At 66.5% G+C, this 20,139-nt stretch carries 22 protein-coding genes and 1 riboswitch; of the genes, 3 read left to right on the top strand and 19 right to left on the bottom strand.

What is annotated here, in order from left to right:
- Positions 1-16: 16 nt before the first annotated feature.
- The 4 genes from QQS53_RS01475 to hemL all read right to left on the bottom strand — a co-directional run bounded on the left by QQS53_RS01475 (position 17) and on the right by hemL (position 3,467).
- On the bottom strand, positions 17-835 hold the full coding sequence (locus QQS53_RS01475) for a cytochrome c biogenesis CcdA family protein (RefSeq protein WP_472774208.1): 819 nt from the start codon (positions 833-835) through the stop codon (positions 17-19).
- Positions 836-838: 3 nt separating this feature from the next.
- The gene (locus QQS53_RS01470; protein ID WP_472774207.1) at positions 839-1,447 is read right to left on the bottom strand and encodes a TlpA disulfide reductase family protein; all 609 of its coding nucleotides are present in this window, start codon (positions 1,445-1,447) and stop codon (positions 839-841) included.
- A gap of 86 nt (positions 1,448-1,533) precedes the next feature.
- A complete protein-coding gene (locus tag QQS53_RS01465) occupies positions 1,534-2,142 on the bottom strand; it encodes a histidine phosphatase family protein (RefSeq protein WP_290224551.1) in 609 nt (202 codons plus the stop codon).
- On the bottom strand, positions 2,142-3,467 hold the full coding sequence (gene hemL, locus QQS53_RS01460; protein ID WP_472774206.1) for a glutamate-1-semialdehyde 2,1-aminomutase: 1,326 nt from the start codon (positions 3,465-3,467) through the stop codon (positions 2,142-2,144). The genes QQS53_RS01465 and hemL overlap by 1 nt, the downstream gene beginning before the upstream one ends.
- A gap of 213 nt (positions 3,468-3,680) precedes the next feature.
- Here hemL and QQS53_RS01455 point away from each other — a divergent pair, with 213 nt between their 5' ends.
- The gene (locus QQS53_RS01455; protein WP_472774205.1) at positions 3,681-4,304 is read left to right on the top strand and encodes a hypothetical protein; all 624 of its coding nucleotides are present in this window, start codon (positions 3,681-3,683) and stop codon (positions 4,302-4,304) included.
- Positions 4,305-4,311: 7 nt separating this feature from the next.
- On the opposite strand, the gene QQS53_RS01450 is transcribed toward QQS53_RS01455, so the two are convergent.
- The 3 genes from QQS53_RS01450 to QQS53_RS01440 all read right to left on the bottom strand — a co-directional run bounded on the left by QQS53_RS01450 (position 4,312) and on the right by QQS53_RS01440 (position 6,171).
- Positions 4,312-4,626: a DMT family transporter gene (locus QQS53_RS01450; protein ID WP_472774204.1), complete on the bottom strand. Its 315-nt coding sequence runs from the start codon at positions 4,624-4,626 to the stop codon at positions 4,312-4,314.
- Between the two features lie 7 nt (positions 4,627-4,633).
- A riboswitch (guanidine-III (ykkC-III) riboswitch) is annotated at positions 4,634-4,699 on the bottom strand.
- A 79-nt stretch (positions 4,700-4,778) separates the two neighbouring features.
- Entirely contained in the window at positions 4,779-5,084 is a 306-nt protein-coding gene (locus tag QQS53_RS01445) for a hypothetical protein (RefSeq protein ID WP_472774203.1), read from the bottom strand.
- Between the two features lie 670 nt (positions 5,085-5,754).
- Complete coding sequence (locus QQS53_RS01440; RefSeq protein WP_472774202.1) at positions 5,755-6,171, bottom strand: hypothetical protein; 417 nt, start codon at positions 6,169-6,171, stop codon at positions 5,755-5,757.
- A gap of 242 nt (positions 6,172-6,413) precedes the next feature.
- Here QQS53_RS01440 and QQS53_RS01435 point away from each other — a divergent pair, with 242 nt between their 5' ends.
- On the top strand, positions 6,414-7,265 hold the full coding sequence (locus QQS53_RS01435; protein ID WP_472774201.1) for an NAD(P)-dependent oxidoreductase: 852 nt from the start codon (positions 6,414-6,416) through the stop codon (positions 7,263-7,265).
- An 18-nt stretch (positions 7,266-7,283) separates the two neighbouring features.
- Here the strand turns inward: QQS53_RS01435 and QQS53_RS01430 are convergent, their stop codons facing one another.
- The 9 genes from QQS53_RS01430 to QQS53_RS01390 all read right to left on the bottom strand — a co-directional run bounded on the left by QQS53_RS01430 (position 7,284) and on the right by QQS53_RS01390 (position 16,958).
- Positions 7,284-8,711: a protoporphyrinogen oxidase gene (locus QQS53_RS01430; protein ID WP_472774200.1), complete on the bottom strand. Its 1,428-nt coding sequence runs from the start codon at positions 8,709-8,711 to the stop codon at positions 7,284-7,286.
- 8 nt (positions 8,712-8,719) lie between these two features.
- Positions 8,720-9,778, bottom strand: a complete 1,059-nt coding sequence (hemE, locus tag QQS53_RS01425) for a uroporphyrinogen decarboxylase (RefSeq protein ID WP_472774199.1) — start codon at positions 9,776-9,778, stop codon at positions 8,720-8,722.
- 59 nt (positions 9,779-9,837) lie between these two features.
- Positions 9,838-10,296, bottom strand: coding sequence for a tellurium resistance protein TerC (locus tag QQS53_RS01420; protein ID WP_472774198.1), 459 nt, complete (start codon positions 10,294-10,296; stop codon positions 9,838-9,840).
- Positions 10,293-11,078, bottom strand: coding sequence for a hypothetical protein (locus QQS53_RS01415; RefSeq protein ID WP_472774197.1), 786 nt, complete (start codon positions 11,076-11,078; stop codon positions 10,293-10,295). The genes QQS53_RS01420 and QQS53_RS01415 overlap by 4 nt, the downstream gene beginning before the upstream one ends.
- A gap of 84 nt (positions 11,079-11,162) precedes the next feature.
- Entirely contained in the window at positions 11,163-12,149 is a 987-nt protein-coding gene (gene hemB, locus QQS53_RS01410; RefSeq protein WP_472774196.1) for a porphobilinogen synthase, read from the bottom strand.
- A 68-nt stretch (positions 12,150-12,217) separates the two neighbouring features.
- Complete coding sequence (locus QQS53_RS01405) at positions 12,218-13,957, bottom strand: uroporphyrinogen-III synthase (protein ID WP_472774195.1); 1,740 nt, start codon at positions 13,955-13,957, stop codon at positions 12,218-12,220.
- Between the two features lie 306 nt (positions 13,958-14,263).
- Entirely contained in the window at positions 14,264-15,160 is an 897-nt protein-coding gene (gene hemC, locus QQS53_RS01400) for a hydroxymethylbilane synthase (protein WP_472774194.1), read from the bottom strand.
- Complete coding sequence (locus tag QQS53_RS01395) at positions 15,161-16,513, bottom strand: glutamyl-tRNA reductase (protein WP_472774193.1); 1,353 nt, start codon at positions 16,511-16,513, stop codon at positions 15,161-15,163.
- A 226-nt stretch (positions 16,514-16,739) separates the two neighbouring features.
- Complete coding sequence (locus tag QQS53_RS01390; RefSeq protein WP_472774501.1) at positions 16,740-16,958, bottom strand: glutaredoxin family protein; 219 nt, start codon at positions 16,956-16,958, stop codon at positions 16,740-16,742.
- Positions 16,959-17,197: 239 nt separating this feature from the next.
- Here QQS53_RS01390 and QQS53_RS01385 point away from each other — a divergent pair, with 239 nt between their 5' ends.
- Positions 17,198-18,271, top strand: coding sequence for an HAD family hydrolase (locus QQS53_RS01385; RefSeq protein WP_472774192.1), 1,074 nt, complete (start codon positions 17,198-17,200; stop codon positions 18,269-18,271).
- A 101-nt stretch (positions 18,272-18,372) separates the two neighbouring features.
- Here the strand turns inward: QQS53_RS01385 and QQS53_RS01380 are convergent, their stop codons facing one another.
- From QQS53_RS01380 to proC, 3 genes are all read right to left on the bottom strand, one after another.
- Positions 18,373-18,474, bottom strand: coding sequence for a 30S ribosomal protein bS22 (locus tag QQS53_RS01380; protein ID WP_003855542.1), 102 nt, complete (start codon positions 18,472-18,474; stop codon positions 18,373-18,375).
- A 337-nt stretch (positions 18,475-18,811) separates the two neighbouring features.
- Positions 18,812-19,003 (bottom strand): helix-turn-helix domain-containing protein, encoded by a 192-nt coding sequence (locus QQS53_RS01375; RefSeq protein ID WP_070768923.1) that lies wholly within the window; start codon positions 19,001-19,003, stop codon positions 18,812-18,814.
- 316 nt (positions 19,004-19,319) lie between these two features.
- Entirely contained in the window at positions 19,320-20,117 is a 798-nt protein-coding gene (proC, locus tag QQS53_RS01370) for a pyrroline-5-carboxylate reductase (protein WP_472774191.1), read from the bottom strand.
- Between the last annotated feature and the right edge of the window lie 22 nt (positions 20,118-20,139).

Below are 20,139 nucleotides of genomic sequence, written 5' to 3'. Positions count from 1 at the left end.
CACGAATGCTCCTTAACTAAATGAGGGTCGCGCCGTATTCCACGGTCCACTGCCGGATCCAGTTGATGAATTCTCCCCAGAGGCCCGTCAGCAGCGCCAGGCCCACCAGGATCATGGCCACGCCACCAATTACCTGCACGGTACGCGAGTGCTTGCCCAGCCAGGAAATCGTGCGCATGGCCCGGGCCGAGCCCAGCGCCACGAGCAGGAAGGGCAGGCCCAGGCCGAGGCAGTAGCCGATGATGAGGATGGTGCCGCGCAGCGCCGTCATCCCCTCGGTGCCCGCGGACACGGAGATAATAGCGGCCAGGGTCGGGCCCAGGCACGGGGTCCAGCCCAGGGCGAAGACGCCGCCCAAAAGCGGCGCGCCCAGCCAGGTAGTCCAGCGCTTGGGCGACAGGCGGGTGTCTTTTTGCAGCGCGGGCACCAGCCCCATGAACACCACGCCCATGAGGATGGTGACCACGCCGCCAACACGCATGAGCGTGTCAGCGTTTAAGGTCAGCACCGAGATCGCGCCGAAGACGGAGACCGTCGCCAGCACGAAGACCACGGTGAAGCCGAGGATAAACAGCAGCGCCGCGCCGACCACCGCCCACTGGCGGCGCTTGCCCACGCGGGCGCCGTACTCGGCATCGTAAGTTACTTCCCCGCCGACCACGCTGGCCAGGTAGGAGATATACCCGGGCACCAGCGGGACCACACACGGGGAGGCGAAGGAGACCAGGCCGGCGGCGGCCGCGGCGATGATCCCTAACAGGATGGGCCCGGCCGCGGCGGTGTCCGCGAAGGTCTGCCCCAGCCCCGACTGGGCCAAGAAAAGCTGTGCGTCCATACGCTAGGCGGACTCCTGCTCTAGTTCCTCGACGACCTCCAGCAGGTCTTGGTCCGTGATCTCGCGCAGGAAAACGGCGGCCGGGCGGTGCTGCTTGTCCAGCACGATGGTGGTGGGCACGACCGCGGTGGGCACGCCACCCAGCGCCGCCGCCGTCTTGAACGGCGGGTCATAGATGGACGGGTACTCCAGGCCGTTGTCTTCTTTGAAGTCGCGCGAAATCTGCGGGTTGTAGTCGCGCACGTTGATGCCGAAGACGGTGCCGGCCTCGTCTTCCTGGAGTTTTTCGTGCACCCGCTGCAGGTCGTCCGACTCGGAGCGGCACGGCGCGCACCACTGGCCCCAGGAGTTGAGCACCACGATCTGGTCGTCGAAGTCCGACAGGGAGATGGTCTCCCCCTCGTTCATCAGGTCCTCGCCGCTGAACTCCTGCAGCGGCTTGCGCTCCTCGGGCGCGTAGCGGATCTCCGTCTGCCCGCCCGGGGTGATGAACTCGAAGGTCTCCCCCGTGGCGACGGCGTTCTTGGAGTTTTCCTCCGACTGCTGGCAGGCGGACAGGGTCAGCGCCGCCGCGGTCAGCGCGGCAGCGGCGGCAACAAACTTGGAAGACATATACACCTGAAAAAATCTAGGCCGGGAAAACAGACCGTTGAATTAATAACCGGGCGGCGAAAGGACTTAAAGACGAGGCCAGAAGGCTAGATCTGGTGGGCCGGGGACGAGTAATAGATATCGGTGATCTCATCGTCCTGGAAGACCAGGGAGGTCACGGACGCCAGATCGCATTCCCGCGCCCACGGGGCGTGCGGCAGGCGCAGGCCCAGCACGGTGCGCTGGACCATCACGATGGGCAGCTGGTGGGAGACCAGCACCGCCTCGTGGCCGGCGGCCTTGTCGCGGGCGCGCTCGACCGCGTTCATCATCCGGTCCGCGATCTGGGTGAAAGGCTCGCCCCAGGACGGCTCGAGCGGGTTGCGCATCAGCGGCCAGCGGCGCGGGTTCCACAGCTGGGAGCGCAGGCCCTTGGTCCGCAGGCCCTCGAAGCGGTTGCCCGACTCGATGATGGTCTTGTCCAGTTCCACGTCCAGGCCGGTGACCTTGGAGATGGGCTGGGCGGTTTCCTGGGTGCGCTGCAGCGGCGAGGCCGCCAGGTAGGTCACGTCGTGGCCGCGGAAGACCTCGGCCGTGCGCGCCGCCATGGAGTGCCCGCGGGACGACAGGTGATAGCCCGGAATTCGGCCGTAGAGGATCTTGCCCGGGTTGTAGACCTCGCCGTGGCGGACCAGGTGGACGATGGTGGCAGTCACTAGTTCTCCTTTGTTGCGGCGGCAGCGGCCTTCGCTGCCGTGGCAAGTGCGTTTTCAATCCTCTCGAAATCATTGTCGCTAAGCGCGTCAGATACAAACCAGGTCTCGAAAGCACTCGGCGGAACCATGACGCCGCCTTCCAGCAAGGCGTGGAAGAAGGGGGTGAAACGCCAGGTCTCGGCCGCTTGCATGTCGGCGAAGTTGCGACCCTCGCCTTCGGCGAAGCGGATGGAGAGCATCGACTCGGCGCGCTGGACGTGGTGGGCCACGCCCTCGCGCTCCAGGGCGCGGTGGATGAGCTTTTCCAGGCGGTCGGCCTGCTGCTGCAGGCGCGGGTAGAGCTCCTCGTCCGCCAGCTCCAGCGAGGCCAGGCCCGCGGCCATGGCCACCGGGTTACCGGACAGCGTGCCGGCCTGGTAGACCGGCCCGACCGGGGCGAGGTAGTCCATCACGTCGGCGCGGCCGCCAAAGGCTGCGGCGGGCAGCCCGCCGGAGACCACCTTGCCGAAGGTCACCAGGTCGCCGGCGACGTGGTCGACGCCGTACCAGCCCTGGTGGGAGGTGCGGAAGCCCGTCATGACCTCGTCCAGGATGAGCAGCGCGCCATCGGCGTGCGCGATCTCCTTGAGCGCGGCGTTGTAGCCCTCGTCTGGGGCGACGGTGCCCATGTTGCCCGCCGCGGCCTCGGCGATGATGCAGGCGATCTGGCCGGGGTTCTCGGCGAAGGCCTGACGGACGGCCTCCAGGTCGTTGTAGGGCACGACGATGGTGTCCTGGGCCTGCGCGCCGGTCACGCCCGGGCTATCGGGCAGCCCCAGCGTCGCGACGCCGGAGCCGGCCGCGGCCAGCAAGGCGTCCACGTGGCCGTGGTAGCAGCCCTCGAACTTTAAGACCTTCGGGCGGCCGGTGAAACCGCGGGCCAGGCGCACCGCGGACATGGTGGCCTCCGTGCCGGAGTTGACCAGGCGCACCTTGTCAACGGCGGTGCGGCCCACGATGGTCTCGGCCAGCTGCACCTCGGCCTCAGCGGTCGCGCCGAAGCTCAGGCCCTTTTCCACCGCGTACTGCACGGCTTCTACGATCTTCGGATGCGCGTTGCCGTGGATCATCGGCCCGTAGGAGCTGACCAGGTCCACGTAGGTGTTGCCGTCCACGTCCCACAGCTGCGAGCCCTTGCCCTGCGCAATAGCGCGGGCCTGCCCGCCGACGGAACCGTACGCCCGGACCGGGGAATCCACCCCGCCGGGGATCGCTTTCTCCGCTCGTGCGAAAAGCTCGGCGGACTTGGACGTTGTCATGGCGCTAGAAGTAGGCATAGCCCACATTCTACGGGTTTTCGCGCTATACAAAAGTTGTAGCCGCCCGCACCCGCCCTGCGTGCTCCGCCGCCCTGCGCTAGGGTGGCGGCTGGAGCGAACTAGGTGGCCCGGACCGGCCACCTACTCGGGGAAAGCACACGCACACAGCACGCTCAGCCAACGCACTGAATCACCGACTACGCACACGAAGCTATCGAGAAACATTCGGGGGAATCTTTCATGCTGCCGCGCTTTCACACAGCCGCCTTTGCCATTGCCGCTACCCTTTGCCTTTCCGCCTGCCAGACCACCGAACCCGCGCCGGAGGAAGCCCGCCGCGCCTTGGAGTCGGACTCCAGCCCGCGCCCCTGGTCGCCGGGCTCCGACTCCGCCCTCAGCGGGTCCACTTCCAACGCGCCCGAGGCGACAACCCTCGGCGGGGAGGTCTCCCCGGTACGCGCGCCGCAGCTGCCCGGCGCTCACGATGCCGCCGCGGCCGACGGTGCCGAGACCCCCACCGGCCCCACAGAGCCCGACCGCCCCGAGGACTCCTCCACTAAGCAGCGCCCGGGCACCCCCGCCGCGCCGCACTCACGCCACCAGCGCGGGCCCGGCGGACCGGCCGGCGCCCCGCCCCGACCAGCACCGCGGCCCGGGATCAGCTTCTCCGAGCCGGGCCTGCCCAAAATCCCCAACATCCCGCCGGAAAAACTCCGCGCCCCCGATCTCCCGAAACCGCGCGTGCCCGATCTCCCCGAACCGGATCTGCCCTCCCCCGATATCCCGGCCCCCGATATCCCGGCTCCCGACGTCCCTTCGCCGGGGCAGGTAGAACGCGACGTCAAGCGTTCTCTGGGCCTCTAGGCAGCAGCTAGCTGATGGCCTTCAGCCCGATGATACCGCCGACGATCATCGCCAGGAACAGTAGTTTCAGCGCGGAGAAGGGCTCTTGCCCCGTCACGAGGGAATACACCACGGTCAGCCCGGCGCCCACGCCTACCCAGACCGCGTAGCCGGTTCCCACCGGCAGAGTCTTCAGGGCCCAGGCCAGCCCGCCCATGGAAATGGCGCAGGCGACAAAGAAGACCAGGGTGGGCACCAGTTTGCTAAACCCCTCCGAGCGGTCGAGCGCCACCGCCCACACCGCTTCAAAAGCACCGGAGACAACAAGAATTAACCAAGCCATGATTCTTTCTGGCCGTCTTGTCGCCTTCCCGGGTACGGCTCCCTCGTCCGGGGCCCGCAGTGAGCAAGCCTCCACCCAGTCCTAGCACAACTGGCGCACAGAGGCCTACTGGCGTCTAATCCGACCTCTAGCTCCAGTCTGGACTTCAGTTCCTAGCTCGGCGGACCGGAGAAAAAGAATCCAAACGAGATGCTGATAACAACTGCCGGTGCCAGAACGGCCAGTAGCGCCGCCGCGTACAAGTCGTATTTCTTGGTTTTAAACGCCAAGTAACAATCAACCGCGCAGACGGCCAGCAAAACAATGCCAGCGACGATCACCGAAGGCCACCACCATGTCCGGCCGACTAGCCACATCAGATACCCAACAACAAAAGCAACTACGACCAGCCCCCAGCCGATTAGCCGCGGAGAACGCAACATCGCCGAATCTGAAGGTTTACTACTCTGCGCTTTCAAGGCCTTCTCCTCTACCGGAACGCTCTCTTCGGATGCCCACCTATGAAACAAACTTCGCCACTGCTTAGCCCTCTCACAACGAGTTTAGGCCATTTCTTCCGTCCAATGAGTAGCTTAAGAATATTCCCAAGCCGCGCATTCTGCTCTAGACGGAAAAAGCCCTCGCTAAGGGCGCCGTTTGCCACTGACAGCGGGGAGACCGGTGTCGTACACGTCGTTGCGGTTGGAGATTAAAAGGGCCACAGCCGATTTAATTCGACCGTGGCTCCAGCAGAGTACCTTCTTTCTCTCCTTAACCGTTATCGGGCTTGCTCGCAGAACCTCCCTGAGGCTCAGAACCGCGCTCGATGACCACGTTCAGGGCCTTTAGCACTTTGGCCCCCCAACACTATAAGGAACGCAAGTAGAGCTATCGCGACAACCGCGAAAACTGAAATGATCAGTATCTGGCCAATTCCAATCATCCTTAAATCCCTTCCTCCGTCCCGCTGCTTTCCCTATGGCTTGATATTTACGCAAGCGTAGTTGCTCCAGTTTCCAGAGATCTTTACGCGACCACACATTGGCCCTTGATCGATGCTTCTGTTGAAGTTCCAAGTCTGGGACGCGACTAGATATCCAGAGCTGGTTCCTTTTGTCTCAGCCCGCCGAGAACCTCCCTCATACCAAGTCAGCTCGAATTCCTCCGCAGTGGGGTTTGATCCGGCAATTTCGCTGCCAGTGAAATAGTTAACATGCGCCTTATCAACGTGCAGTCCATTGCCTTTAACATTGACCCCAACGTGCGCACCATTGCCCCGGGGGCTGATGTAATCCCTTCCGCAGATCGCACTTGCACCCCTTCTTCAGGCCCAAAAGCAGGAGATACAGCAGTATAGTCAGCCTCTTGTTTCAATGCCGTTTCAGACATCACTGTTTCAACGTTTTTGTCTTTTCCCCTGCCGTAGCCATACTGGTCGGCAACGAAAAGATCAGGAGTGAAGCAGCAATCTGCAAGCCCTTTTTCATGGTACTCCCTTTCCCAGAAAGTAGATTGACGAAAGCAAATATCGGATGGAGCAACAGGAGGAATTCCTATTAAATTCATCCAATACCAAAAAGGTATTCCGTATTTTTAAGATAGGCAACCCCTACACCAAACTTTTTCACACAAGGCTTGCCCCACCGCTCTATAAACCGGAAAATTGCAACCGTAGAAGGATCGCACTTAGAAAGCACGGCATATGGCCCCCCTCTAGCAGGCGACTTTCGGCAAAAGGACAAACACCTTCACATGCTTGTAGTCTCACGGTAAGAAACCTCAGCCCACGGCGGAGCGCTAAAACTGGCATGCTGGAGGGCATGAAGATTGCATTTCTAGGAACTGGACGTATGGGCTCGGAGCTGGCCCGCCACCTGCTGAAGGACCACGAGGTCACGGTGTGGAACCGCACTGCTGGGAAGGCGCAGCCGCTCGTTGATGAGGGCGCGCAGCTGGCCGCCAGCCCGGAAGAGGCTGTGGCTGACGCGGAGGTTGTCTTCACTTCCTTGTTCGGGCCGGACAATATTCGCGAGGTCGTCGTGGAGGCCGACCTCATCCCGGAGGGGATCCCCTGGGTGGATACCACGACGGTCTCCCCGGACGCCGCGCGGGAATTCGCCGCGGCGGTGGAGACCTACGTCGCCGCGCCGGTGGTGGGCACCCTGGGCCCGGCCCGCGAGGGCACGCTGGGCGTGTACGTGGGTACCCCGGACGACGAGCGCCGCGAGCTGGTCATGGACCTGGTCACCCCGTGGGCCGGCGAGAACAAGCTCATCGGCGTGGAGTCCGCCCCCATCGCTGCGGTCGGCAAGCTGCTGGCCAACCTGGCGCTGGCCGTGACCGCCGAGGGCGTGCTCGAGGCCCTGCACCTGGGCGAGTCCGAGGGGCTGAACCCCGAGGTCATTCTGGAGATGCTCGACATCACCGGCCTGGCGTTCATGAAGAACATGAAGGCCCCGTTCATCCTCGGCGAGCGCAACCCGGAGCCGGGCGACTTTACCGTTGACGCCCTGTGCAAGGACGCCAAGCTGATGGAGCAGACCTCCCGCAAGCCGCTGCCGGCGGTCGCCGCGGCCATCGCCAACTTCGAGGAGCAGCAGGCCATGGGCCACGGCAACAAGGATTTCTCCTCGATTTTCGTCTTCCGCGACGTGAACTAAATCGGTGCTTGGCCCAACTTAGGCCAAGCGGGCGGCGGCCGCGCGGGCATCCGCGATAACGGCCGGCACGCCTACGCCGCCGGCCCAGGCGCCGGTGACCTCCAGGCCCGCGACGTCGGCGAGTTGCTCGCGCACGGCCTCCACGGTGGCCAGGTGCGTGGCATCGAAGCGCGGCAGGCCGCCGAACCAGCGCTGGGTGAAGATCTCCCCCACGCCGGCCGCGCGCCCGTCGAAGCCCGTGATCGACTGCAAGTCGTCGAGGGCGTAGTCCACCAGCTGGTCTTCCTCAGCACGGACCAGGGAGTCGTCGCCGAAGCGGGCGAAGCTGGCGCGCACCAGGGCCCCGCCGTGAAGGCGCTCAGCCAGGTGCGGCCACTTGTTAGAAGACAGCGTGAACGCCTTGGCGTGCACGCCCGGCTGGTCCGCGGCGACCAGGATGCCGGAATTGTCCGGCAGCGAGTTACCCTCCGGGTCGGTGATGGAGTCGAATTTCAGTCCCACCACGACGGAGCTGGCCAGCTTGACCGGGCTTAGGGCCTCGGAGGCTGCCGGGGCGACCTTGGCAAGCAGGCGGGCCGTGGTCGGCGCCGGGGTGGCGATAACCACGCGGTCGTAGGGCTCCTGCGCCGGCTGGCCGCCGCCGGTGAGCCAAAAACCGTCGTCTTTCTTCTCCACGGCGCTGATGAAGCTATCGACGTAGATGTCCGCGCCGGACTTTTCCGCCAGCGTGTCGTAGACCTGCGCGTAGCCGCCGCGGAAGGTGTTGAAGACCGCCTTCGGCTTAGCGTCCTTGTCCGCCCCGGCGGGCTGGTTCTTCTCCGCCTGGGCCTTCATGCGCTGGAAGTACTCGGCGACCGCGCCGGTCAGGGTGACCTTGCCGGCGGCGGCCTGGTCGTCCAGCACGGCGGCCAGCTTCGGGATGGTCGCGCGCAGGCCGAGGTCCTCGGCCGCGCAGGAGTAGACCCCTCCCAGCAGGGCGGAGACGACCCGGTCGACCAGGTCCTGGCCGAACTGCTGGGCCACCAGCTGGCCCACGGAGACATCGCCGCCGACTTCCCACTCGAAGGGCTCCTCGTTGTCGATGTTGCGGCAGGTCTCCTCCGAGACCAGGTGCGCGACGACCTCCGAGTTGCCCGGGATGCCCATCACGCTGGGGGCGGGCAGGGTGGTCAGCTCGCCCTGCGAATAGACCAGGGAGCGCTTGCCCGACGGGGTGACCAGCTGGTCGGCCAGGCCCAGCGAGTGGAAAAACTCCACCGCGTCTTCCCGCCGTGCCAGGAACGCCTCCGCGCCCATGTCCGTGGGCCCGTCGTTAAACGGCACGGTGTAGAGCTTGCCGCCGATACGCCCGGCGGCCTCGAAAACGTCGACCTGGCGGTCCTCACCGCGAAGCTCGTAGGCGGCGGTCAGCCCAGCCAGCCCGGCGCCGATGATTGCAATGCGCATGAAAATCCCTAGCCTTCCTCGTGAATGATGGCCACGGCGCGAGTGATGGCGTCTGCCTCGGTGGTGGGGAGCACCCCGTGGCCTAAGTTCCAGATATGGCCGGTCGCGTGCCCGGCCGCTTGCGCGTTTTTGACTTTGTCCCGGATGCGGCGCACGGCCGCGCGCACCGCGTCGTCGCCGGCGAACAGCAGCGCCGGGTCCAGGTTGCCCTGCAGGGAGTGCGCGCCGTGGGCGGCGTGCACGCGGGCCGCCGCCGCGTCCATGGCCACGCGGTAGTCCACGCCGACGACCTCCGGGCCGGCCTCGGCCATGGCGGGCAGTAGCTCGCCGGTGCCCACGCCGAAGTGGATGCGCGGGATAATCCCCTCCACGCCGGCGAGGATCTCCTGCGAATACGGCAGGACGAATTCCCGGTAGTCGGCCTCGTTGAGGTAGCCCGCCCAGGAGTCGAAGAGCTGCATGGCGTCGATGCCGGCCTCGACCTGGGTGTGCAGGAAAGCCCGCACCGTGGGCACGATCCGGCGCATGAGCGCGTGCCAGGTCTCCGGCTCGGCGTGCATGAGCGCCTTGGTGCGCTCGTGGTTCTTCGACGGCCCGCCCTCGATGAGGTAGCTGGCCAGGGTGAACGGGGCGCCCACGAAGCCGATGAGCGCCTGCGAGTCGGTCAGCTCCTCCAGGATGTGGGCAATGCCCTGCTGCACCTGCTCCACGTCGTGGTCCAGGATGGGCAGGTTGTCGATGTCGGCGCGCGTGCGCACCGGATGATCCATGACGGGCCCGCGGCCCGGCACGATGTCCACGCCCACGCCCGCGGCCTTGAGCGGGACCACGATGTCGGAGAACAGGATGGCTGCGTCCACGTCGTGGCGGCGGACCGGCTGCAGGGTGATTTCGGCCAGTAGTTCCGGCATGAAGCAGGAGTCGAGCATGTCGATTCCCTCCCGCGCCTTCCGGTATTCCGGCAGCGAGCGCCCGGCTTGGCGCATGAACCAAACCGGGGGTCGCGAAGGGCTGCGTCCCCAGGCAGCGTCGAGGATGGGGGCATCAGTCAGGGTACGGCGCATCATAATCCCCCATTATGGTTCATCTTTGCGCCGAACGGCTAATCCGCGGGATCCGGCCAAAGCTAGTTCTGCTCCCGGATAAAGTCATTGGCGGTCGGGCGGAACATCAACAGGATCGCCACGGCCAGGAGGATGGGGATGAGCAGCAGGGCGATCCCGCCCACGCCGAGGGCCAGGGCGGCGACGTTGAAGAAGATGCACAGCGCGGCCACCGTGGTGCACACCCGGCGCGCCCACTTGTTGCCGCCGCTTAGCTGCGCGGCCGCCACGGAGATGACCAGCGCGCCGACCACGTTGGACACGGCCACAAACAGCTGGTCCCCGGCCGGCATCCCGGCGGATTGCCCGCCGAAGAAGGCGACGAGGCCGGAGGTGAGCATGACCACCGCGGCGGCCACCAGGACCCAGTAGGCCCAGCGCAGCGAGGGCGGGCAGACCGTGCCGTCCCAGCGCGAATCCTTCCGGGAGGCCCGGTTGTAGTCGAATGGTCCGGGGCTATAGCCTTCGGTCCCGTAGGTCATGAGCTCTGGTTTTCCTTCTCGCACTGCTTGGTCTTCCGGTCCTTTTTGGCCTGCTTTTCTTCCTGCTTTTCCTTCTGTTTCTGCTCCGCTTTCTCGCGGCGCTTTTCCTGCTCTTCCTTGAGCTCCTGCTCCATGTGGCGCAGCTGCTCCAGCTCCCCGGTGTAGTCCAGGGTCTCGTTGCGCAGGCTGAAGATGAGGCCCAGCACGGCGGCGACCCCGACCACGATCTGCACGGAGCCGTCCACCACGTACAACCAGTCTGGCACATCGGTGGCCGTCGGGCGCGCCAGGAAGACCAGCAGCACGCGCACGCCGAAGTACAGGGAGAAGGCGAACCAGATGCGGCGCGCCAGCCCGGAGCGTTTGGTGTTCTTGGCCAGCATGACCAGCAGGCTGATCAGCAGGGCGAGGATGGCGACTGAAAACAGCGCCGAGATCCCCACGGCCAGGAAGGTCGCCATGGTCACCGCGCCCTCGCCCAGGGCTTCCAGCTGTGCCAGCTGGTCGCCGGCCGCCTGCCGGGCGTTGGCCTTGATGACGTCCACGTTCACCACGGACATCACCACGTTGAGCACTTGGTGGACGGCCTCGCCGGCCACGGCCACGCTCCACGTCAGAAGCATCAACCCGACCGCCTCCGGGCGGGCGGCCAGGAACTTCTCGAAGCGTCCGCCCGGCTCCTCGGAGCGGTGCGGGTGGGCCTTGCCCGGGGTCCGGGGCTGGCCGGCCGGGTCCTTGGTCCCCCGGTGGTGGTCAGCGGGCGGGCGGTGCGGTTCAGTCACTAAAAACCTGTGCTTTCGGGTGAGAGGATGGGGCGGGGCGGGCTGGAGATGTCCGGCGGGGGGACGTACTCCCCCGCCGCGGTCTTAGCCGCGCAGGGCGCGGGCGGCCTCGACGGCGTAGTAGGTAAAGATCTGGTCGGCGCCGGCGCGCTTGATGGAGGTCAGCGCCTCCATCATCACGGCGTGCTCGTCCAGCCAGCCGTTCTGGCCGGCGGCCTTAATCATCGCGAACTCGCCGGAGACCTGGTAGGCCGCCACCGGCACGGGCGAGCGCTCCGCGATGGCGGACAGCACGTCCAGGTACGGCAGGGCGGGCTTGACCATGACGAAGTCGGCGCCCTCGTCGATGTCGAGCTCGGCCTCCAGCAGGGATTCGCGGAAGTTGGCCGGGTCCTGCTGGTAGGTGCGGCGGTCGCCCTCCAGGGAGGAGCCGACCGCGTCGCGGAAGGGGCCGAAGAAGGCGGAGGCGTACTTGGCGGAGTAGGCCATGATCGCCACGTCCTGGTGGCCGGCCTCGTCGAGCTCCTCGCGGATCTGGCCGATCTGGCCGTCCATCATGCCGGACGGGCTGACGATGTGCGCGCCGGCGCGGGCCTGGGCGCGGGCCATGTCGCGGTAGAGCTCGATGGTCGCGTCGTTGTCCACGCGGCCCACATCATCCAGCACGCCGCAGTGGCCGTGGCTGGTGAACTCGTCCAGGCAGGTATCCGCCATGATGAGCAGGTCGTCGCCGAATTCCTTGCGCAGGGCGGCCACGCCGCGGTTCAGGATGCCTTCCGGGTCCCAGGCCTGGGAGCCGGTGGCGTCCTTGTCCTCGGGCTTCGGGACGCCGAAGAGGTCGACGCACTTGACGCCGGCATCCAGAGCCTCGTGGGCGGCCTTCAGCAGGGAGTCCTCGGTGTGCTGGTAGACCCCGGGCATGGAGGGGATTTCCCGCGGGCTATCGATACCGTCCGCGATGAACATCGGCAGGATGAAATCCGCCGGGTGCAGGTGAGTTTCTGCCACCATCTCGCGCATCGCAGGCGACTGACGGAGACGGCGGGGGCGTCGGGAAAAATCGTAAGTCATGCCCACAATCATAGATCCCCGCCCCCGGCCGCGGCAGCACCGGCGAGGGCCGACCCCGGCCGGCCTACCTAGCTGGCGGACTTGCGGCGGGCGCGGCGCTTCTTCTTCGGCGGCGGTAGCTGGCCGGCGGCGCGCAGGTTGGCCACGTGGGCGGCCAGGGCATCGATAAGCGAGGGCACGTCGGCGACCTCGGGGACCACGTCCACGCGCAGCCCCATCTCCTCGGCGGCGGCCTTGGTAGACGGACCGATGCAGGCGATGATGGTGCGCTGGTGCGGTTTACCGGCGATGCCGACCAGGTTGCGCACCGTCGAGCCGGAGGTGAACGCGACGGCGTCGAAGCCGCCGGTCTTGATCATGTCGCGGACCTCCGCCGACGGCGGGGCGGCGCGCACGGTGCGGTAGGCGACCACGTCGTCGACCTCCCAGCCCAGGTCCTCCAGGCCGGTGACCAGGGCCTCGCCGGCGATGTCGGCGCGCGGCAGCAGCACGCGGCCCACGGCGTCGATGTCCTCGACGTAGTTCGGGAAGACAGAAACCAGCCCCTCCGCGTTCTGCGCGTTCGGCTTGGGCTGCAGCTCCGGCACCATGCCCTTGGCCCGGATCGCGTCAGCGGTCTTTTGCCCCACGGCCGCCAGGTGCACGCCAGCAAAATCGCGGGCGTCCAGGCCCAACTGGGCGATCTTGTCCCAAACGGCCTTGACGGCGTTGACGGAGGTGAAGACCACCCACTTATAGCGGCCTTCCACGATCCCCTTGATGGCGCGATCCATCTGCGCCGGGTTGCGCGGCGGCTCCACGGAGATGGTGGGCACCGACTGCGGGATGGCTCCGTAGGAGGCCAGGCGGGCACTCATGGGGCCGGCCTGGGCCTTGGTGCGCGGCACCAGCACGCGCCAGCCGTAGAGGGAGCGGTTTTCCCACCAGGAGTACTTGGAGCGATCGTCAAAGCTGCGGCCCAGGGTGACCACCAGCTGGCCGGGCAGCTCCGCGTCCAGCTTGGCCAGCATGCCCAGGCAGGTCTCAAAGGTCCGCTGCAGGCGGGTCGTGCCGTGCACGGTCACGTAGGCCTCGGTCTCCTTGGGCAGCCCGCGGTCGGTCAGCTGCGCAGCAATAACCGGCAGGTCCTCGGCCGTGGCCTGCAGGACCAGCGGCTGGGCGGCGGCGGCCAGCTTGTCCCAGTCGATCTCCCCGGCGGTGAGATCCGCCTCGGTGTAGGTCGAGCCCAGCGCCAGGCCGGCGAAAGAGGGCACGGTCGACGGCAGGGACATGCCGGGCACGACCTGGAACTCCAAGCCGGCCGCCGCCACGGCGGTGATTTCGGCCTTGATGGCCTCGCGGTTGAGCGGGTTGCCCGCCACCAGGCGCACCACGTCGCCGGGCTCCGGCAGGGACTTTTCCCGGCTGACCTCGGCCGCCTCTTCCAGTGCCGCGCGCAGCACCTGCGCGTTGGTCTCGGGCGCGCCGGCGACGCCGGGCTGGCCGTCGTCCGGAATCAAGCGAATATCGGCGGCCGTCGGCGGGGCCGGGCGCGGCGGCTTGCGGCGCGCGCCCGCGGCCTTCGCGTCCGCGCACATCTGCGCGTATTCTTCCTCGGCCGCCTCGAGCTTTTCCGGCGGGACCGGCAGTGCCGTGCCCACGATGTCACGGACCCCACCGAGCACGTCCGGATCGGTGATGGTAATCGAGTTGTGCGCCAGCACTTCCCTGGCGCGCACGGTCAGCAGATCCGGGTTCCCGGGGCCAGCGCCGACAAAGATGATCTTGCCCAGCGCTTCTACCTGGCTCGTGCCCACAGCGTTGCTCATAAGGTTCTTTTCTAAAATCTCGGGGCGGCGAAAGACTGGCCCGTTGCCACCTTTCCAATCCCCGTCGGTGCCGGGGTGGTGGCAGGACCAGTCCGTTATTTCGCTGCGCCGTGTCGTTGGGATGGCGGAGGATAACTTACTTCGTCGAAAGGCTATTTAACGGCCAAAAATCCCAGGACACAGGTCCCGGGACGCCTTTTCGAGGGGCCGGATCATCAGTGCATAATGATCATGTGCTAGATACACCTTAAATTAATCAGCGCCCGCAATCAAAAACTCGCGGGCGCTAAAATCCCTAGCTCATCCCTAGCTCTCGCCGAGAATCTCGGCCGCCCCTTGGGCAAAGAGCGAGTCGGAGACCTCTGTTCCCAGCTGCGCGGCGCGCTCGACCTCGCCGGTGGCCTCGGCCAGGATCTGGCGGGAGCCATCCAGGGCGAAGACCCCGCCGCGGACGGTGATTTGCCCGTCGGCCAGGTGGGAGGTGGCCGCCACCGGGGCGGTGCAGCCGGCCTCCAGGCGGGCGAGCACGGTGCGCTCCCCGGTTGCCTGGGCCATGGCCTCGGCGTCCAGGAGCGTGTTGATGGCGGCGACGGCCTCCTCATCATCCACGCGGGCCTCCACGGCCAGGGCACCCTGGGCCGGGGCGGGCATGATGGTCTCCGGGGCGAAGACCTCGGTGGCGCGCTCGCCGTAGCCAGCGCGCATCAGGCCGGCGTAGGCCAGCATGACCGCGTCCAGCTCGCCGGAGGTCACCTTGCCCATGCGGGTTTCGATGTTGCCGCGCAGCGGGCGGATGTCCAGGTCCGGGCGCAGGGCCTTCAGCTGGGAGATGCGCCGCGGCGCGGAGGTGCCCACGCGCGCGCCTTCCGGAAGGTCGGCCAGGGCCAGGCCGTCGCGGGCGATGAGCGCCTCGCGGTGGTCCTCCCGCTTGGGCACGACCAGACGGAAGCGCTCGTCCGGGGCGGTGGGCAGGTCCTTGAAGGAGTGCACGGCGATGTCGCACTCGCCGGCCTGCAGCGCCTCGCGCAGTGCCTGGGTGAACACGCCGATGCCGATGCGCTCGACCGGGGCCATGTTCACATCCCCGGCCGTGGTCACGATGTGCAGCTCGGCCGGGTAGCCGTTGTCGGTCAACCAGTCGCGCACGTGGCCGGCCTGGGTAGTGGCCAGCTGGGAGCCGCGGGTGCCAATCTTTTGGGTCACTTAAACGTCCTTTCGCGAGTTCACAATGGTCTCCGCCGCCGGCAGGTCGTCCACGTCGACGGACACGCCGGTGCCTTCCAGCTGCAGGCCGAACAGCTCCTGCAGCGCGGTCTCGTGGCTGACGGTACCGGACTGGGCGGCCAGCTTCTTGGCGCGCACGGTCGGCTCGTGCAGCAGCTTGTCCACGACGCGCTTGAGCGAATAGCGCACGTCCTTCATCTGGTGCTCGTCCAGGTCCGGGGATTTCTGCTCCAGCCGGGCCAGTTCGCATTCCACCAGGTTGGCGGCGCGGCGGCGCAGGGCGGACACGGCCGGGACCACGTCGCGCACGCGCTGCGCCGAGGAGTACTCCGCCAGCTCCTGGTCCACGATCTGGCGGGCCTGCACGTGCGGGTCCCGGGCGGCGCCGACCTCGGTGCCGGCGGCCTGCAGCGACTTGCTCAGCCGCTCGATATTGACCAGGTTGACGTTGTCGTTTTCGGCCACCGCGTCGTCGATATCGCGCGGCAGGGACAAGTCTACGAGCATCATCTCGCGCCCGGCGGGCAGGTCGTCGGGCGTGATGGTGAAGTTGTCCGCTCCGGTGGCGGAGACCGCCAAGTCGACGTGATCCAGGGCTCGAGCCCGGTCGGCGAAGTCGACGACCGCGGCGTGAACCCCGGCCTGCTCGGCGTGCCCGGCCAGCCGCTCGGCGCGCTGGCGGGTGCGGTTGGCAATGATGAGCTTGTCGATGCCCAGGCGGCCGGCGTGCGTGGCCGCCAGGGAGGCCATCGCCCCAGCGCCCAGCACCAGCGCGGTCTTGCCCTGGAGATCGCTGACCCCCATGGCCGTGAGCGCCTGGTCGAAGGCGAAGGAGACCATGGACGCGCCCGCGTCGTCGATATCGGTTTCGGAATGCACGCGCTTGCCCGCGTGCAGCGCCGACTGCGCCAGGGCGTGGATCCGCGGGCCCACGGTGCCCTGCTCCGCGGCGTGCTGGTAGGCGGTGCGCACCTGCCCGATGATCTGCTGCTCGCCCATCACCATGGAGTCGAGCCCACAGGCCACCAACATGAGGTGCTCCGCGGCGGCGTCGGCGTAGCGGACGTAGAGGTAGCTGCGCAGACGCTCCACCTCGACGCCGGAGACCGCGTGCAACGTGTTGATGACGTCCTCCACCCCGGTGTGAAAGGAGTTGGTGACGGTATAGACCTCCAACCGGTTGCAGGTGGAGATAATCATCGCCTCGGACAGCGAACTGGCCTCCACCAACTTCGCGCACGCGCTGTGTTGCACCTGTTCATCCATGCTTAGCTGCTCCAGTAGCGCCACGGGCGCCGACTGGTGGGACATTCCCACGACGAGCACGCTCATGCAGCATTCCTCCACTCCACTAGACTTGCCGGCGGGCACGCGTTCTGCGCCTTCGCCCCGCTCGGTGGTGAACCCTCACCACGATCAACCAAATTATTGATTCAAATCAAACCAAAGGATACCTGTTGGGCGCGGAATTCACGAACCGCGCGTCCTGTTAGACGCCTCCCAACTCCCCGCCGGGGCACGTGACGGCTCGGCGCACCCGCTCGGTGCAACCCGCTACCTAGCGCGCCAATTCCTCCGCCAGCTCCGCGTTGTCGACTTCCCAGCAGGAAAACTCCTCCTCATCGACCACGACCACGGGCACGCGGTCCCCAAACTCGACGGCCAGCTCCGGCGCACTATCCACGTCCACCACGCGCAGCTCCGCGCCGGCGGCGGCAACCACCGGGGCGATCTGGTCGCGCACCCGCGCGCAGGAACCGCAGGTGCTGCGCACCATCAGCTCCACCACGTGCCGGCCAGAGCCAGCGACCTGTTCCGTCTTCTCTGCCACTACCGCGCCCACTCCTTAGACCAATCCTTGCCCTAACCTTGCCCTAAATTATTAGGGCAATCCCAGCCGCGGGGCGGTCCCTGGTTTCACTAAGACAAGCTCCGGGCTAGCGTTTACTATAGATACGTTACCCACCCCGTCCCCTACGCGATCACATCCCGTCTAGGAAGCTTGACCCTGCCACCGTGAATCACCCGACCGACCCCGCCAACGGCTTGCCGTTGAACCCGCGCGACTTCTTGGCCAACTGGACGGCCAGCCGCGGAAACCTGCGTAACTTCCTGGAAAACTCCGCGCTCGCCCCGCTGGACGATGCCTCCCAGCGCGCCGCCGGCGAAGCCGCGGCCTCCCAGGCGGTCGAGATGTTCTTCGACATCGACCTGGATTCCTACCACTCCGGGGTCGACTCGGTCAGCGGCTCGCTCAACGCCGCGGGCGGGCTGCGGCTTACCACCCCGGACCCGGACATCCCCCAAGACGCCGGGGCGGCCGCCTTCTTCGACGTGGACAACACCCTCATCCAGGGCTCGTCCCTGGTGCTTTTCGCGCTCGGCCTGGCCCGCCGGCGCTTCTTCAAGTTCCGGGAGATCGCCCCTATCGCCTGGAAGCAGCTGAAGTTTCGGATCTCCGGGGCGGAAAACGCCGCCGATGTCGCCGCCGGCCGCAGCCAAGCCCTGGAATTTATCAAGGGCCGCTCCGTCGACGAGCTGACCCAGCTCTGCGAGGAGATTGTCGATCACTCCCTGCTGCGCAAGGCCTACCCGGGCACGACTGAGCTGGCCCAGATGCACATCAACGCCGGCCAGCAGGTCTGGCTGGTCACCGCCACTCCGGTCCAGCTGGCCCAGATCCTGGCCAAGCGCTACGGTTTCACCGGGGCACTGGGCACCGTCGCGGAGGTTGAGGACGGCAAGTTCACCGGCCGCCTGGTGGGCGACATCCTCCACGGGCCCGGCAAGAAGCACGCCGTGGCCGCCCTGGCCACGCTGGAGGGCCTAGAACTCAAGCGCTGCACGGCCTACTCCGACTCGGCCAACGACGTGCCCATGCTGTCCATGGTCGGCACCGCGGTGGCCATCAACCCAGACAAAAAGCTGCGCAACCTGGCAGTGGAGCGCGGCTGGCTCATCCGCGACTACCGCTCCGTGCGCCGGGCCATCCGCACCTACGGCCTACCCGCCCTCATCACCGCCGCCTTCTCCCTGGGCGGCTGGCGCGGGTGGCGCGGCTGGCGCGGATGGAAGGCCTCCCGCCGCTAGCCCCAGGCACGCCACGGCTCACTGACGCACCAAGCCCCCAGACACACCAAGACCCCGCGACCCGGGGAACCCGGGTGGCGGGGTCAAAGTGGCAAGAATTTTTACTTGCCCAGCTTACGACGCTGGACGCGGGTGCGGCGCAGCATCTTGCGGTGCTTCTTCTTGGACATGCGCTTGCGGCGCTTCTTGATAACAGAACCCATTGCTGGTTTCCTCACTTTCGCGGATAGTACGTACTAAACCTGCCGGCGGGTTAACGCTCGCCTGCCATACCCCGCAGGTGCACTCTGCACGGGCTGCCCTACCGAACCGACCGGAACGAGCCCGGGCAGCCGGCGCGGCGGCGGCGAGAATAAGCCGACACGAATGGTGCTTATATTACTGGTTGTGCGCCGGTGACCCAAAACCACCCGCTCTTACCCGCAGCCTGGGCCCGGCAAAAATGACAGCGCCCTCCACCTCCTGCCCGCTGGCAGGAAGAGGAGGGTGCTGCGCTAGGTAGAAAGCAACCGGCCCGCCGGGTGGCGGGAGGAGCAACCTTTAGCCGACTCCGTAGGTGGAGGACTTCAGGTACTCGCTCACGGCGGTCTCGTGGACGCGGAAGGAGCGCCCGACGCGGACTGCCGGCAGGTCGCCAGCGTGAACCAGACGGTAGACGGTCATCTTGGAGACTCGCATGATCTCTGCGACCTCAGCGACCGTCAGAAAGGTTCCCTTTTCTTCATTAACCATATTTATCTAACCCTTCAGCCCGTGGCGCGCTGTAGGCTTCCCCTCCCACAGGACGAACACGCACGTGCTTGAACCAGCCTATCGTGAAACTTGTGACTAGTGCGACTTGAGTGGAAAAGTTTTCCCAGAAATCTATTTCTCGCCCAGAAAAACTCCGGCACAACAGGGTTCACTGCTGTCCCGACCAGTCACGAGCGTTACATATATACCCCCACATCGGGGGAGGTAAAGGGACGCCTGTAATTCCCTGGGAATAGTCGCAGGAACAGGCGCCTCACTCTACCCAGGGACCTGACTCGGCCCGCGCGCCGCTGCTTTAGCCCAGCTCCTGGGAGCGGGTCGCACAGGCCTCGGCCGCGCGGAAGAAGGCGCCGCGCAGGCCGGACTCCTCCAGCTCGCGCAGGGCCGCCACCGTCGTGCCGCCCGGGGAGGAGACGTTGATGCGCAGCTGGGAGGCCGAATCGCCGGACTCGGCGAGCATCGCCCCGGCGCCGGCGGCGGCCTGGCCCGCCAGCTTCTCCGCCACGTCGCGCTTGAGGCCCAGCTGCACGCCGGCGTCCACGAGCGCCTCCGTGACCAGGAAGTAGTAGGCCGGCGCGGAGCCGGCCAGGGCGGTCACCGCGTCCATGTCGTCCTCGCCCACCGTGGCGACCTCGCCGACCGCGCTGAGCAGCTCCTGCACGCCTTCCAGCTGCTCCTCGGTGACATGCCGGCCCGGCGCGCAGGCGCACATGCCCTTGCCCACCAGCATGGGCGTATTGGGCATCACGCGCACCACCGGGGTCTGAGATCCCGCGGCCGTCTCCATGGCCTCCAGGGTCACGCCGGCGGCCATAGAGGCCACCACGGCGCCCTCCGGCAGGCTGTCTGCCACTTCCTCCAGCACCGAGACGATCCCGTAGGGCTTCAGACACACGAAGACGTAGTCCGCGCCCTTGACGGCCGCGGAGTTGTCCGCGGTGGTGGTGACCCCATAGGTGCTTTCCAGGTACTCGCTGCGGTCCTTGCTGCGGTTGGTCGCGGTGATATCGGCACCCTGGTAGCCCTTAGCTACCAGCCCCGCAATGAGGGCCTCGCCGATATTTCCGCCGCCTAAAACTGTAATTTTCGTCATGTCCCCAGCCTGCCACAGCCGC

The sequence above is a fragment of the Corynebacterium sp. 2571A genome, assembly GCF_055700935.1.
The sequence above is the reverse complement of the archived record's forward strand: the minus strand, read 5'-3'. Positions and strand labels throughout refer to the sequence as shown.

Bases quoted from the DNA above. Each gene is read 5' to 3' on its own strand.
- QQS53_RS01455 (WP_472774205.1), top strand. From the start codon at position 3,681: ATGCTGCCGCGCTTTCACACAGCCGCCTTTGCCATTGCCGCTACCCTT.
- QQS53_RS01450 (WP_472774204.1), bottom strand. From the start codon at position 4,626: ATGGCTTGGTTAATTCTTGTTGTCTCCGGTGCTTTTGAAGCGGTGTGG.
- QQS53_RS01390 (WP_472774501.1), bottom strand. From the start codon at position 16,958: ATGGTGCGCAGCACCTGCGGTTCCTGCGCGCGGGTGCGCGACCAGATC.
- QQS53_RS01405 (WP_472774195.1), bottom strand. From the start codon at position 13,957: ATGAGCAACGCTGTGGGCACGAGCCAGGTAGAAGCGCTGGGCAAGATC.
- QQS53_RS01435 (WP_472774201.1), top strand. From the start codon at position 6,414: ATGCTGGAGGGCATGAAGATTGCATTTCTAGGAACTGGACGTATGGGC.
- QQS53_RS01420 (WP_472774198.1), bottom strand. From the start codon at position 10,296: ATGACCTACGGGACCGAAGGCTATAGCCCCGGACCATTCGACTACAAC.
- QQS53_RS01440 (WP_472774202.1), bottom strand. From the start codon at position 6,171: ATGAATTTAATAGGAATTCCTCCTGTTGCTCCATCCGATATTTGCTTT.
- QQS53_RS01470 (WP_472774207.1), bottom strand. From the start codon at position 1,447: ATGTCTTCCAAGTTTGTTGCCGCCGCTGCCGCGCTGACCGCGGCGGCG.
- QQS53_RS01430 (WP_472774200.1), bottom strand. From the start codon at position 8,711: ATGCGCATTGCAATCATCGGCGCCGGGCTGGCTGGGCTGACCGCCGCC.
- QQS53_RS01380 (WP_003855542.1), bottom strand. From the start codon at position 18,474: ATGGGTTCTGTTATCAAGAAGCGCCGCAAGCGCATGTCCAAGAAGAAG.
- proC (WP_472774191.1), bottom strand. From the start codon at position 20,117: ATGACGAAAATTACAGTTTTAGGCGGCGGAAATATCGGCGAGGCCCTC.
- QQS53_RS01475 (WP_472774208.1), bottom strand. From the start codon at position 835: ATGGACGCACAGCTTTTCTTGGCCCAGTCGGGGCTGGGGCAGACCTTC.
- QQS53_RS01375 (WP_070768923.1), bottom strand. From the start codon at position 19,003: ATGGTTAATGAAGAAAAGGGAACCTTTCTGACGGTCGCTGAGGTCGCA.
- hemB (WP_472774196.1), bottom strand. From the start codon at position 12,149: ATGACTTACGATTTTTCCCGACGCCCCCGCCGTCTCCGTCAGTCGCCT.
- hemL (WP_472774206.1), bottom strand. From the start codon at position 3,467: ATGTGGGCTATGCCTACTTCTAGCGCCATGACAACGTCCAAGTCCGCC.
- hemE (WP_472774199.1), bottom strand. From the start codon at position 9,778: ATGATGCGCCGTACCCTGACTGATGCCCCCATCCTCGACGCTGCCTGG.
- QQS53_RS01395 (WP_472774193.1), bottom strand. From the start codon at position 16,513: ATGAGCGTGCTCGTCGTGGGAATGTCCCACCAGTCGGCGCCCGTGGCG.